The sequence below is a fragment of the Bacteriovorax sp. Seq25_V genome, assembly GCF_000447795.1.
Classification (GTDB): Bacteria; Bdellovibrionota; Bacteriovoracia; order Bacteriovoracales; family Bacteriovoracaceae; genus Halobacteriovorax_A.
Map to the genome: position 1 here is coordinate 91,593 of NZ_AUNI01000021.1, position 14,184 is coordinate 105,776.

A 14,184-nucleotide genomic window follows, 5' to 3' on the forward strand; every position below is an offset into this window, starting at 1 on the left:
TATGAATAGAATTGATATATCAAATTTTAAAAATAAGAAGTCTGCTCTTGTTCTCTCTGGTGGTGTTGTTAAGGCCGCCGCTTGGCATTTAGGTGTTGCCTGGGCACTTGAAGAGCTTGGTTTCACTTTAAAAAATAACCACAGTGCCCCAGAGCCAGATTACGAAATCTCAACCTATGTAGGTTCAAGCGCTGGTTCACTTATTTCACTTTATCTAGCAAGTGGTTATAGTCCTACTGATATTATAGAGTCATTTATTCAGAGAAAAAATTCTACACTCAAGCCTATTGGCTACAAAGATATGCTCTCACTCAAGAAGCCTCATAATAAGGTTCAACGCAGTAGCTACGACCCCTTTGAAGGCTTCCCATTAGTAGTTAGAAAGTTACTTAGTCCTGTTCTTGGTATCTCTGGTATTTTCTCCACCCAGGGTTTACATGACTACATAAGCGAAAATATCATCAAGTCTAACGACTTTGCTGATCTTGACGCCGATCTTTTCGTGGTTGCCACACAGCTCGATCATTCACGTAAAGTTATTTTCTCAAAGTATAATTATCCAAACCCTGGTCATGACTCAACTGCTCATTACTATACTGGTATTCCTATATCTGAAGCCGTTACAGCAAGTATGAGTGTTCCTCCATTTTATTCACCATACCCAGTTGTTAATACATATACTGGCAAGACTGACTACTATATTGATGGTGAGATTAGGGAAACACTTTCTACTCATGTGGCCAGCGACAATAATTGTGAATTCATTATTTCAAGCTGGACACATACCCCATATCATTATCAAGATGAAATCGGGTCATTAATAAACTATGGTTTACCAGCTATTTGTGTGCAGGCTATATATTTAATGATTCAAAAGAAGATTGTAGGCTCTCGTGCTCGTCGTCTCGCGGCTGAAGATATTGTTAACACTGTCAATAGTTACATGAAAACTCACAAATTTGATGAAAAGCACCGTCGTCAAATTGGTGCAATTCTCGAGCGTAAGCTAAACTATAATCCGAATGTGCATTTAATTGATATTTATCCTAAGCATGAGCACTTTGATATTTTCTTTACGAATTCTTTTTCACTTGACCCGAAGCGAACTTCATTGATGGTTAAAGCTGGGTATAAGAGGACTCTTGAAATTTTTAGAAACCATGAATTTGAAGCATAGACTGGGTTTCCCCAGTCTATTTATATTTTAGATTATAGATCTAATGGTAAACTTACACCAAGAAGAACAAAGTTTTCTTCTAGTTTGTTAGTTAATGATTTTCCGTCAAACTCGTCATATGACATCATTCTATACTCTAGGTTTAGCGATACGAATGGTAAACCTGTAAAACCTACACCAAATCCAATACCGTCTCCGCTATACTCTTTACCTTTGTTTGTACCTTCTTGTTGCTCAAGATTTGTACTTAAGTAGTAAGTTGCCCAAGCTCTAAGTAGAATTGGTAATTCGTATCCTGCAAATAAACCTAAATTGTTCTGAGAAAATTTAGTTTTAGTTTTAACACCAGCAGTTTCACCCTCAAGATCACTTTCTGCACCCATTGAATAGTCAAGACCACCCATAAATCCAAGCATTGTATAACCAACACGCCCACCAATTACTGTTGTATTGAATGTATAGTCAGTAGCTCCCGCATCACCAGATCCAAGTTGATATCCAAGATATGGCTCAACTAAAAATCCTGCACTCGCACTAACTGTCATAAATACCGCTAATAATAATTTTTTCATTTTTTCTCTCCTAAATTTGCTCTATCAAGTACAAAGAATCTGTACAAAAGCTTTGATAATATTTTGTGTTGTTATTTATATCTTTTAACTTCATGTTAATTACTCCGTAATCATTACTATAGACAAATATCTTCTCTGTCAGTCCAGTTAACTCTTTTGAAAGTGTTCCATCTTTATCCATATAATAAATGTCATAAGATCCTGTTTCCTGCGTCGATGTCACTTGTGCATGGAAATCTTTTAGTGCGTTCTTAAGATTTAACTGAATAAAGCATGCTTTAGTATTATCATCTATTCCAAGTATACTTTTTAAATATGGAATAAAATCTTCTCCAGGAAGTTTTATTTTACTATCCTCTCCAACTCCGACAAATATTTTTTGCCCATAATCGATTTCGAGATATTTTCTGAACGCATAGTCTCTTCGTGGAATTTTCAATTTATATCGATTAAGTCCAATCTTCGTTGATGCTATATTCGTATTAAAAAACCTGATCCTTTTATCGTTCATTTCAATCGGTAACGTTTTTTTAGAAAGTAAATTTTCCTCTACCAATTCAAATTCTAAGTATTCTTTCGAATGAAAATTCGACTCGTCATAGGTCACTTCCCCACGGGTTAAATGAATAATTTTTTCTGACATATCACCTTTCATATCCATATACCTAATTAAGGTATTCCCTGGTTCTATATCAATGTATAACTCATACTGGTATTCATTATCGACCCTTGCTTCTTTCAAGTTATGATCAAGATAAATCTTCTTTTTAAATTTTCCATCTAACGATGTTGAATCTATTTCTTCACCAAGATTGATCAGAAGATAGGCACCATACTCTTCAGTTTGGATATACTTTCTTACCATTGTATCAAAGGTACTTTCATCAAATAGTGGTATATTAAATATGTCATTTTCTCGAACAGCTAATTCAAAGTTAGTTCTCATCACATTTCTAGCGGCAATAGAACCTTTAAAATTGTAGAATCGATCATCGTTCGCAATTGGAATTTTAATTACTCCGGTTCCGCTATCTGTAAACAACTGATTTGTGTCGTAATTTGGGACCAAGTCAAAATCAGTTACTCCCTTTTTCTCAAGGCCTTTACTACCAACGATCGAAGTTTTTATTTCAAAATAACTTTCTATATTTCTTCTAGCAGCTGAAGAAATAAACTGACTAAAATCTATATTATCAAATTGTGGGACTTGTTTTTTTTGTGGTTGTTTAGAGACCTTATTTTTAGTCTCAAGCTTTACTACAGGTACTTCTTTTGGGGTTTTTATAACTTCTTTATTTTCAGGGGTGTCGTAAGTAAAGAACACCATTTCTTCATCTTTACTTATTTTTTTTGTCTTTGTTTTCTTATCTTTCATGACTGATGAACTAATTTGCTTTATTTCATCTTCTTGTTTTTCAGATTTTTTAAGTAGCTCATCCCAGTTAATGTTCTTTGTTTTAATACTGATTTTATAAGGTTTAAAGTCATGGACATTAGTGTCTGAAAATTCATTCCCAAAACAAACTAAGGTACTGAAAATTAATGTAAAAAGCAGCTTTAATAACATGCTTCTATTGTCTTATGGAGTGGTCTTTGAAGAAAGAGAGCGGCAAATTTTGCCTAAAAAAAAGGGGACTAATTAAGTCCCCCTTTTTCATTATTTTTTTGCAGTTTTTGATAACTGAATTCTAAGAGCAGCTCTTTCAGCTTTACGACGAAATTTTTCAATTTCATCATCTGTTAGAGTACCCGACAGTTTTTCATTTGCATGATTAAGTGCCAGTTCAGCTCTTTCTGAATCTACTTCTAAGTCTTCTTCAGAAGTATTTGCCAGAATTGTGATCTTGTTATTAAGAACCTTACAAACCCCAGTAGATACAAAAAAGTGTCTATCTGGATCGTCAGCTCCACCAAATACAGAAATAATACCTGTATTTAACTTTTCAACGATATGAGTGTGATCCTTCTTAACTTCGATCTGTCCACGTAAAGTTGGGATAAGAACGTCCTCTGCAGGAGCGTCCTTAACGATTACTTTACTTGGAGTTAAAATATCAACAGTGAAGTTATTCATATTCGCCTCAATTAGTTTTTAGAGTCTGCTTTCATTTTTTCCCACTTTTCGTAAACCATGTTTAGGTCTCCTACTAAGTAGAAAGCTTGCTCAGGAACATCATCACATTCACCGTTTAAGATAGAATTAAATGCTTTAATTGTATCTTCGATTTTAACGAATTGTCCTTTAATACCAGTAAACTGCTCAGCAACGAAGAATGGTTGAGAAAGGAACTTCTCAATCTTTCTTGCTCTACCAACTAGTTTCTTATCATCTTCAGAAAGTTCGTCCATACCAAGAATCGCGATAATATCTTGAAGTTCTTTATACTTCTGAAGAATAGCTTGTACCGCTCTAGCAGTATTGTAATGCTCGTCACCTAAAATTGCTGGCGAAAGAATTGTAGATGAAGATGAAAGTGGATCTACCGCTGGGTAAATACCTTTTTCAGCAATCGATCTAGAAAGTTCTGTCGTTGCATCTAAGTGAGCAAATGTTGTTGCAGGAGCTGGATCCGTATAGTCATCCGCAGGTACGTATACAGCTTGGATTGAAGTAATCGATCCATCTTTTGTTGAAGTAATACGCTCTTGCATCGCACCCATTTCTGTACCAAGAGTTGGTTGGTAACCTACGGCAGAAGGAATACGTCCAAGAAGTGCAGATACCTCTGAACCAGCTTGTGTAAAACGGAAGATATTATCAACAAAGAAAAGTACGTCTTGTTTTTCTTCATCTCTAAAATATTCAGCAATTGAAAGACCAGTAAGTGCAACTCTCGCTCTTGCTCCTGGTGGCTCATTCATCTGTCCATATACCAGTGCTGTTTTTTCGATAACACCTGAATCTCTCATCTCGTGATAAAGATCGTTACCTTCTCTCGTTCTTTCACCTACACCAGCGAAAACCGAGAAACCACCGTGGTGAGTTGCAATGTTGTTAATAAGCTCCATAATTAGAACTGTCTTACCAACACCAGCACCACCAAATAGACCAATCTTTCCACCTTTTAGGTATGGAGCAAGAAGGTCAATAACTTTAATCCCTGTATAGAATGGCTCAAGTTTAGTTGATTGATTTTCAAAACTTGGTGGCTCTCTATGGATTGAATATGTTTTTTTACTTTCAAGTGGTCCTGCTTCATCAACTGGTTGCCCAATTACGTTGATGATACGTCCAAGACACTCTCTACCAACTGGAGCTTGAATAGTAGCACCAGTATCAGTAACAGGTAGTCCTCTTGATAGACCTTCAGAAGAGTCCATTGCAATTGTTCTTACTACGTTGTCACCTAAGTGAGTAGCTACTTCAAGAACAAGGTTGTTTTCTTGATCATTGATTGTTTTATTAGTAACCGTTAGAGCGTTAAAGATCGCTGGAAGTTTACCATCAGCAAACTCAACGTCAACAACTGGCCCCATAACCTGACGAATTACACCTCTAGATTCAGACATTTTATTTTGCTCCTTAACCATTGAGTGACTCAGCACCAGAAACAACTTCAATAAGTTCAGTTGTAATAGCAGCTTGTCTCAATTTGTTCATTTTTAAAGTTAATGTTCTAATTGCATCTTTACAGTTTCTTACCGCATTATCCATTGCAGTCATACGTGAACCATACTCTGCCGCGATAGCGTCAAGTTGAGCTGTCCATAAAGCACTTGTGTATGCTTCTGGGATTAACTCATCAAGAATAACTTCTGGCGATGGATCGTATTTAAAATCAAATGGAAATTTTTCTTTCAGTTCTTCTTTTACACTATTATCCATAGTCATTGGAAGAACTTGCTTGATAGTTGGAATTGTAGAAATTGCAGATTCAAAAACGTTATATGCAATATGAACTTTACCTACTTCACCAGAAGTAAATAGTTCAGCTAACTCTTTACCTACTTTTTGAATTTCATCAAAAGCAGGCTCAGACTTTTTGAATGTAAATGTCTTACCAACGTTAACTTCTTTTTGAATTAATTCTCTTACTTTTTTACCGATGAAGAAAACTTTTAAATTCTCTCCTCTTTCCTTACAAAATTCTCTAACTGGTTTTGCTAAGTTACTATTGTAACCACCACATAAACCTTTATCAGATGAAATAACTAAAAGTACTTCATACTTGCTTTCGTTATTCTCTAAATATTTGTGAGAGTAATTTTGTACTAAAGCAGAGATTGTTTTAATTGAATCTTCTAATTCAGTAGCAAAAGGACGAGAACTTTGAATTGCCTGCTGTGCTCTGTTTAGCTTTGCAGCTGAAACAAGCTTCATAGCAGCAGTGATTTTCAAAGTACCTTTCGTACTTTTAATTCTCTTTTTTAGTTCCTTAACATTTGCCATACGGCCCCTCAACATAATGGGTGAATTTTACTTCACCCCTACTTAAAAATTAGTATTTTTTATTAGCAACAAATTCTTTGATGATTGCAGTTACTTTAGTAGCATTGTCACCAGAAACTTCTTTTGCATTTCTAATTTCAGTCATCATTGCTGAATGAGTTGTATTAAGGTGCTCTAATAGATCTTTTTCACACTCTCTGATTTTAGAAACAGGAACTGGATCAAGAAGACCGTTAGTACCAGCAAAGATAGCGATTGTTTGATCGATAACGTCTACTGGTGAATATTGAGCTTGCTTTAGAAGTTCTACAAGTCTCTCACCTTTTGAAAGCTGCTTTTGAGTAGCTTCGTCTAGGTCAGAACCAAACTGAGCAAATCCTGCAAGTTCTCTATACTGAGCAAGGTCAAGTCTTAGAGTACCAGCAACTTTCTTCATTGCCTTAATTTGAGCAGAACCACCAACACGTGATACCGAGATACCAACGTTTACAGCTGGTCTAACACCTGAGTTGAATAAATCAGACTCTAGGAAGATCTGTCCATCTGTAATCGAAATTACGTTTGTTGGAATATATGCAGAAACGTCACCTTCTTGAGTTTCAATTACTGGAAGCGCAGTTAAAGAACCTGCTCCTAGTTCATCAGAAAGTTTCGCCGCTCTTTCAAGAAGTCTTGAGTGTAGATAGAAAACATCCCCAGGGAATGCTTCACGTCCTGGTGGACGTCTAAGAAGAAGTGAAAGCTGTCTATAAGCTTGTGCTTGCTTAGTTAAATCGTCATAAACGATAACCGCGTGCTTTCCGTTATCTCTATAGTACTCACCCATTGTACAACCAGTATATGGAGCTAAGAATTGTAGTGGTGCAGAAGCAGATGCAGTAGCAGAAACGATGATTGTATAATCAAGAGCTCCAGCTTCTTTTAGTTTTTGTTGTACTTGTCTTACTGTTGATTGCTTTTGTCCAACAGCTACGTAAATACAAACTACATCTTTACCTTTTTGGTTGATGATAGTGTCGATTGCAACAGCAGTTTTACCTGTCTTTCTATCACCAATGATAAGCTCTCTTTGTCCTCTTCCGATTGGTATCATAGCATCGATAGCTTTAATACCTGTTTGAAGTGGCTCATGAACAGATTTTCTTGCGATAATCCCAGGAGCTTTAACTTCAACCATTCTTGTATGTTCAGATTTAATTTCACCTTGACCATCAATTGGCTGTCCAATTGCGTTTACAACTCTTCCTAGAAGAGCGTCACCTACTGGAACTTCAACGATTTTTTCAGTTCTTTTTACAACAGAACCTTCTTTAATCCCTGTGTCTTCCCCAAGAATTGCGATACCAACGTTATTCGCTTCAAGGTTTAGAACCATTCCTTTTGTACCTGTTTCAAATTCTACTAGCTCTCCGGCCATAACATTCTTAAGACCGAAAACACGAGCAACACCATCACCAACAGTTAGAACGTTACCAACTTCGTCTACTTTAAGACGAGTTTCGAAGTTAGCAATTCTTTCTTTGATAATGCTTGTAATCTCTTCTGGATTCATTGACATCTCTTACCTCTACAGTATTAGTTGCAAAAACTTTTTTGTTTTTTATTAGTTATTAATAATTGTTTCTTTAAAATCTTGTAATTGTTTATCTACTGAAGCATCTAATTGATAATCTTCAACAGTAATTCTAACTCCTGCAGTAATTGCAGAATTCTTCACATAAGTTAGATCTGGCTCAAGCCCAAGCTCTTTCTTTAGGTGAGTCTTAATTTTAGCAACAGTTGCTTCATCTAATGAATCAGCTGCACCTTCAATTGTTCCTCTCATAAATCCTTTCTTGTGATCGTCAAGAACGATAAGATCTTTGAAGATTAATGGTAGTACTGAAAATCTTTTCTCAGCCATTAAGTACTTAAGAAAAGAAACAGTGATTGGACTAAAGTTTAACTTTGAAATAATTGCTTCAAGTACAGAAGTTTTTTCTTCAACTGTAAATAAGTCTAAGAATAAAACATTCTCAAGATTGTTGTTCTTATTGATGATCTCTGTAAGAGTCGTCAATTCATCAGCAACATTAACTTTCGAAGCTTCACCTAGTTCAAAGATCGCTTTAGCGTATGCTTTAGATACTAATTTTTCTTTCATTTTTATCAACCCTATAATTTAGAAAGTATATTTTCAGTTGTTTTCTTATTGATATTTGTATCTGCTACGATTTTTGATTTAGCTTTTGCGATAACTTCATCAAGTAAAGTTTCATTTAGCATTTTAATCATTGCATTCTTTTCACTTTCAATTTTGTGAGCAGAATCATTCGTAAGTTTTGCAATCGTTTCTTTCACTTCTTTTACATAGTTGGCTTCAAAAGCTTCACTATCTTTGTGTGCATTTTCAATAATTGCTTTAACTTCAGAATCAAGATGACTAATCTTTTTCTCGTAAGTATCAAGTTTAATTTGTGCTTCTCTGTCTCTCTCACTTGCAAGTTCCACAAGCTCTTTAACTTTTACAGAATTGTCATCGAACATTTTCTTTAGTGGAGCTTTTAACTTCCATCCAATGAAACCAAAAACGATTGCAAAGTTAACAGCCGGAACAATTAGATCTGATAAGTGACCAGCTGAGTGTCCACCTTCGCTTGCAGCGAATGCACCAAGTTGTAATAATAGTAATGAAAATAGTTTCATCTCTTCTACCTTATTGAATAATTTTAGTTACTAGTTCTTGTGATAAAGAATCTGCCTGACTTAAAATCGAAGTTTTCTTGCTTTCAATTTCAGATTCAAATTCTTTTCTTTCTTGAGTTGCTTTAACTTCTAAAGATTTCTCATGCTCTTTAATAGTCTTGCTTTCTCTCGCAACTACTTCTTCTTTTTTCTTGTGAATAATTGCAAAAGCTTCTGACTTAGCTTCGTCAATTTTTGCTTTGTATTTTTTTGCTAATTCGTCCGCACTTTTAAGTTTCCCTAAAGCACCATCTTCCATCTTTGTTGTCTTAGCTTCTCTAAGGTCTAATACTTCTTGGAGCTTTGAAAAGAACAAGCTTCTTAGTACTGCGTAGAGAACCACAACAAGTGCAAATTGATAGAAAAATGATTGGTCGATGTCTAGTGATTTGAAGATATTAAGAATCGCATCCATTGATTACTTACTCCGAAGCTGAATAGTTAATTGTTGAAATATTTTTTCCTATTTTCTAATCTTTAAAGGCGATTAAGTCAAGATGAAACGGACTATGTGCATTGCATTAGTTATTTTCATGCATCTTAGTTGTTCCGTGGAAGATAACCCCGTCCTCAACAACAAGTGATGGTGTTGTAATAGTGCCTTCAAATCTTGCCGGTTTGATAATCTCAACCCGAGATGAAGCCTTGATATTTCCTTTTACGACGCCACTAATCAAAATAACATCAGCAATAATGTCAGCGTTCACAACTGCAGCGTCTGAGATGATTACCGTGTCGTTTGAGAAGATACTACCATTAACAAGCCCTGCGATCCTCGCAACACCATTAAACGATAGATTCCCCTCTAGTTTGCAGCCTTCTTCAATGATTGCAGCCATATTACTTGTAGACACGATTTTTTCCTTTTTGGTTCTATAGGACCAGAATCAAAAAAGTGGTCCGATAGGACCACCTTCTAAATTATTTTAATAGATATTCGTATAGGTCATTAAACTCTGCTTCATTTGAAAAGTTAAGAACAATTTGTCCTCCACCTTTTTTATCTGTTTTAATGCCAAAATGATAACCTGTACTTTGTTCAAGTTTTTGTCTGTACACATCTAACTTTTCAGAAAAATAAGATGCCTGTGCAGTGTCCTTGTTTTTTGCTGGTGATTTTTTACTCTTAATTAGTTTTTCAGTTTCACGAACAGAAAGTTTTTTTACAATTGCTTCATTCGCAATTCTTAAACAATCCTCTCTCTCCTTAACTGCAGCAAGAACTTTTGCATGCCCAAAAGAAAGTAATTCTTTTTGAAGCATATCTACAACATCTCTCGGTAGTTTTAAGATTCTAAGAAAGTTTGCAACTGTAGATCTATCTTTACCAACTTTCTTTGAAACTTCTTCTTGAGTTAGTTGATATTCTTCCATTAATTGAAAGTAAGCTAATGCTTCTTCAACACAGTTTAAATCACTTCTCTGAACGTTTTCGATGATGGCCATAACCATCTTCTCTCTATCTGTTGCTCTTTTAATAACAACAGGAACTTCTTTTAGTCCTGCCATTTTAGAAGCTCTTAATCTTCTTTCTCCTGCAACAAGTTCAAATCCAACATCAGTTTTTACAACGATTAGTGGTTGTATAACTCCGTTCTCTTTTATTGAATTAGAAAGTTCTAATAATAGCTCTTCCTTAAATATTTTTCTTGGTTGATTTGGATTAGTTTTAATTTGATCAATACTAACCATATATGGTGATGCATCTTCTTTCTTTTCAGCCTGAACAGTTGTATTCGTCGAAGCTTGTGAATCCATTTCCATTTTACTCTTTGCTTGTAAAAAAGGATTGCTTGCTTGTGAATCAATAAGTGATGCTATTCCCTTACCTAGTGCCATTTTCTTTGCCATTTACTATCCCCTTATTGAATTTGATTCGACATCATAGAATTATCAACTTCTGCCACTCTTGGTATCGTTGGTAATTCGTCTACAATTTTCGACTCTCTTTCCTTGAGAATAACTTCCTTCGCTAATGCCAGGTATGCTTCACTACCTTTAGACTCAATATCATAAAGAATAATTGGCTTACCAAAACTTGGACACTCAGCTAGTTTTACATTTCTTGGGATAACAGCTTCGAATACTTTATCACCAAAGTGTTTTCTAATCTCACTACAAACTTGCTTGTGAAGACTTGCCCTACTATCAAACATAGTTAGAAGAATTCCTTCCATCTCTAAATCTGGATTAAGATTTGCCTTAATTAGCTTAACTGTATTGATTAACTGAGCAAGCCCTTCCATTGCAAGATATTCCGTCTGCATTGGAACTAGGAAACTATCAGCTGCATTTAAAGCATTAACTGTAAGTAGACCTAGTGACGGTGGACAATCAATTAGAATATAGTCGTAGTAATCTCTAATTGCTCTGAATGCATTTTTTAATTTTGCTTCTCTAGCAAATTCAGAAACTAGCTCAATCTCTGCCCCAGATAAGTTATTATCAGATGGACAGATATGTAGATGTGGTAGTTCAGTTTCGTAGATCGCTTCTTTAATATCTACATTACCAATCATTGCATGATAGATATTACAGTGATTATATTGCGATGCGTCTAACCCTAAACTAATAGAACCGTTTCCTTGTGGATCGAGATCAATTACCAGAGTTTTCTTATCAGCTACTGCTAAGCAAGCTGCAAGGTTGATAGTAGTTGTAGTCTTACCTACACCACCTTTCTGGTTCATCATTGCTATGATTTTAGCCATTTATGTCTCCCTAGAGTTTTCGTGTGTACTATATTTTTAGAGTAATTTTGATAGACTGACAATATTTTTATTTTTATTTCTTGTGAAATCTCTGATCATTGTTCCACGTAGAACAGTCTTATTTTTTAGAACAATAACCATACGACCTTCAGTGCCAGGAATATCGATTAGCTTCTCTTCAACAATCTCCCACTGATTCCCAAGCCAATCAAGGTCTTCAAGTTCGTAGAAATTTGGCCCCTTGTAGAAAAGAACATGAACTGTTTTATCTGTAATGATTCCCGGTAAGAGATTTTCCACTGTCGAAACGGCCTTGAAAGACACCAGGCAATCTTGATCTAAATATACATTCTCATATCTCTGGTGATAGGTTTTAACATTATTAATCCCCATCTTTTGTGCAATCTCTCCTACTACTTTTGCCTTCTTTCCTCTTGCCTCAAATCCGAGATATTTTTTATCTGGATTGTGATATGCCATTGGTAGCAATGGAAAACCACCACCAAAACCGACATCGATATGAATCTTAGTATTCTTATATATTTTTTCTAAGATTTTAGATTCTTCAAAAGGTATAATCGAATCCCTATATTGTTTATTATAGAAGTCTTCGTAAGAATTAATTCTAGTAAGATTAATTCCAGCATACTCGCCATTAACAAGGTCGAGATACTTTGTGCAAAATTCATTTTCCATTATATTAAGTTTCCTGCCACGTAGGCCAATGTTGCTGGTCTTATTCCTACTATTCTTTGAAGCTGACCAAATGTCTCCGGTCTTATTTCTTTTACTCTCTGTTTGCATTCATACGAGACATTTGTAGAATTGGCGATCTTCTCCCAATCCACTCTCTTCTTTTCAAGCTTATTCAGTTTACTATTCTCAAGATCAGATCTTTGTATATAACCTTCATACTTTATTGATATAGCCACACAATTAATAATTCTCGAATCGATTAATAGTCCATTTGCAGTAAATTCTTTATTAAGTACTTCGACAGGATCTAAATGAGCTCTTTTTGCTAATTCAGCAAGATTGATATTGGTATTTAGTGGTCCATAATTATTTTCTTTGAAATATTCTATGTTTTTTGGATTAGCTTTATATGTAAAGGTCTTTGCTAATTCAAAAAGTACTTCATACATATCAATAAATTGATCGAGATATGTATCGAGTGCCGTATTTAAACCTAATTGCTTACGAAACTGATACATTCTTAGATAAACATTATCTTCACGTACAAATAATCTATTCTCAGAACGTGCAGTAAAGAGACGATACGGCTCATCCCTTTTGTTTGACACAAGATCTTCTACCATAACTCCAATATATGATACTTCTCTATCTAAAACTAATGGCATTTTACCTAAAACAGATAAGCCAGCATTTACACCAGCAATTAATCCCTGTCCTGCCGCTTCTTCATAGCCAGAAGTTCCATTAACTTGTCCTGCAAAGTACAATCCTGGAACTTCTTGCGATTGAAGGGTAATATCTAATTTAGTTGTATCAACTACATCATATTCGACTGCGTAGCCATAAATAGCAATTTCACAGTTCTCTAGCCCCTCAATTGTACGTAAAAATTCTAACTGAACTTCTTTTGGTAGCGAAGTTGATACACCATTTGGATAAAAAGTATCTAACTCTAAACTTTCTGGTTCAACAAATACATGGTGAACATCTTTGTCGAGATATCTATAAGCTTTATCTTCTATACTAGGACAGTATCTAGGACCAACACCTTGAATTTGACCGTTAAATATTGGAGATCTCTCTTTATTTGCTCGAATTATTGATAGTGTCTTTTCATTAGTCTTTGTTAAATGACATGAGACTTGTTCCACGTGGCGTTTGAAGATATCATGATCAAAATGGAAGTTTGGTGTTCTTGAATCACTCTCTTGCTCCTCCATTTTAGAAAAGTCTATAGTTTGTCTTTTAATTCTAGCAGGAGTTCCTGTTTTGAATCTTTTTGAGAGGGCTGTTACTCCTGCAAAAACATCTGACAAAGCACCACTTTTCAAACAACCTACTCTTCCACCTTCGGATTGTTCTTCACCAGTGTGCATTCTTCCATTTAGAAAAGTACCTGTCGTAACAACAACCTTCTTAGACTCGAACACACTTCCTGCAGATGTCGTTATCTTAAATAACTCATCTACTTTCGCGACAGTGCTAACTGGTTCACGCACTACAGTTATATTTGATTTATCCGCGACTAATTGCTCAGCCTCTCTTGAGTAAATTTCCTTATCAATTTGAACACGAGTCGACTGCACGGCATAGCCTTTAGACTCATTAAGTATTCTGTATTGAATTGCACTTCGGTCTGCAAGTTTACCCATAACTCCACCAAGGGCATCAATCTCGCGAACTACTTGTCCTTTACCTACCCCACCTACTGCAGGGTTACATGGTGCTGAAGCAATACCAATCCCGGGCATTGTTAAAATTAATACATCAAGGCCAAGCTCAGCAGAAGCAAAAGCTGCCTCAAGACCTGCATGACCACCACCAATAATGGTTACATCATATTTCATATCTTTCCCAAAAAGTTCCACATGGAACAATGTTCTACGTGGAACACAAATAATAGAAATGGCCAAA

Annotated in this window: 15 protein-coding genes; 1 reads left to right on the plus strand and 14 read right to left on the minus strand. The window is 35.5% G+C overall.

The window, feature by feature from the left end; translation table 11 throughout:
- Window position 1: 1 nt before the first annotated feature.
- Window positions 2-1,177: a patatin-like phospholipase family protein gene (locus tag M900_RS15165; RefSeq protein WP_021276064.1), complete on the plus strand. Its 1,176-nt coding sequence runs from the start codon at window positions 2-4 to the stop codon at window positions 1,175-1,177.
- A gap of 32 nt (window positions 1,178-1,209) precedes the next feature.
- Here the strand turns inward: M900_RS15165 and M900_RS15170 are convergent, their stop codons facing one another.
- From M900_RS15170 to mnmG, 14 genes are all read right to left on the minus strand, one after another.
- Window positions 1,210-1,749: an outer membrane beta-barrel protein gene (locus M900_RS15170; protein WP_021276070.1), complete on the minus strand. Its 540-nt coding sequence runs from the start codon at window positions 1,747-1,749 to the stop codon at window positions 1,210-1,212.
- A 10-nt stretch (window positions 1,750-1,759) separates the two neighbouring features.
- On the minus strand, window positions 1,760-3,316 hold the full coding sequence (locus M900_RS15175) for a hypothetical protein (protein WP_021275951.1): 1,557 nt from the start codon (window positions 3,314-3,316) through the stop codon (window positions 1,760-1,762).
- Between the two features lie 90 nt (window positions 3,317-3,406).
- On the minus strand, window positions 3,407-3,823 hold the full coding sequence (gene atpC, locus M900_RS15180) for an ATP synthase F1 subunit epsilon (protein WP_021275845.1): 417 nt from the start codon (window positions 3,821-3,823) through the stop codon (window positions 3,407-3,409).
- Window positions 3,824-3,834: 11 nt separating this feature from the next.
- Window positions 3,835-5,259, minus strand: coding sequence for a F0F1 ATP synthase subunit beta (gene atpD / locus M900_RS15185; RefSeq protein ID WP_021275760.1), 1,425 nt, complete (start codon window positions 5,257-5,259; stop codon window positions 3,835-3,837).
- Between the two features lie 13 nt (window positions 5,260-5,272).
- A complete protein-coding gene (gene atpG, locus M900_RS15190; RefSeq protein ID WP_021276060.1) occupies window positions 5,273-6,139 on the minus strand; it encodes an ATP synthase F1 subunit gamma in 867 nt (288 codons plus the stop codon).
- A 49-nt stretch (window positions 6,140-6,188) separates the two neighbouring features.
- Entirely contained in the window at window positions 6,189-7,697 is a 1,509-nt protein-coding gene (gene atpA / locus M900_RS15195) for a F0F1 ATP synthase subunit alpha (RefSeq protein ID WP_034733050.1), read from the minus strand.
- A 45-nt stretch (window positions 7,698-7,742) separates the two neighbouring features.
- Complete coding sequence (gene atpH / locus M900_RS15200) at window positions 7,743-8,282, minus strand: ATP synthase F1 subunit delta (RefSeq protein WP_021275856.1); 540 nt, start codon at window positions 8,280-8,282, stop codon at window positions 7,743-7,745.
- An 11-nt stretch (window positions 8,283-8,293) separates the two neighbouring features.
- The gene (locus M900_RS15205; RefSeq protein WP_021275739.1) at window positions 8,294-8,824 is read right to left on the minus strand and encodes an ATP synthase F0 subunit B; all 531 of its coding nucleotides are present in this window, start codon (window positions 8,822-8,824) and stop codon (window positions 8,294-8,296) included.
- Between the two features lie 10 nt (window positions 8,825-8,834).
- Window positions 8,835-9,278 carry an ATP synthase B/B' CF(0) gene (locus M900_RS15210; RefSeq protein ID WP_021276076.1) on the minus strand — a complete coding sequence of 148 codons (444 nt, stop codon included), beginning with the start codon at window positions 9,276-9,278 and terminating at the stop codon, window positions 8,835-8,837.
- A gap of 106 nt (window positions 9,279-9,384) precedes the next feature.
- The gene (locus M900_RS15215) at window positions 9,385-9,717 is read right to left on the minus strand and encodes a polymer-forming cytoskeletal protein (RefSeq protein ID WP_021275975.1); all 333 of its coding nucleotides are present in this window, start codon (window positions 9,715-9,717) and stop codon (window positions 9,385-9,387) included.
- 67 nt (window positions 9,718-9,784) lie between these two features.
- Entirely contained in the window at window positions 9,785-10,714 is a 930-nt protein-coding gene (locus tag M900_RS15220; RefSeq protein ID WP_021275882.1) for a ParB/RepB/Spo0J family partition protein, read from the minus strand.
- Between the two features lie 11 nt (window positions 10,715-10,725).
- The gene (locus M900_RS15225; protein ID WP_021275805.1) at window positions 10,726-11,574 is read right to left on the minus strand and encodes a ParA family protein; all 849 of its coding nucleotides are present in this window, start codon (window positions 11,572-11,574) and stop codon (window positions 10,726-10,728) included.
- A 36-nt stretch (window positions 11,575-11,610) separates the two neighbouring features.
- Window positions 11,611-12,270 carry a 16S rRNA (guanine(527)-N(7))-methyltransferase RsmG gene (locus tag M900_RS17430; protein WP_021275870.1) on the minus strand — a complete coding sequence of 220 codons (660 nt, stop codon included), beginning with the start codon at window positions 12,268-12,270 and terminating at the stop codon, window positions 11,611-11,613.
- Entirely contained in the window at window positions 12,270-14,117 is a 1,848-nt protein-coding gene (gene mnmG / locus M900_RS15235; protein ID WP_021276069.1) for a tRNA uridine-5-carboxymethylaminomethyl(34) synthesis enzyme MnmG, read from the minus strand. The genes M900_RS17430 and mnmG overlap by 1 nt, the downstream gene beginning before the upstream one ends.
- Window positions 14,118-14,184: the final 67 nt, after the last annotated feature.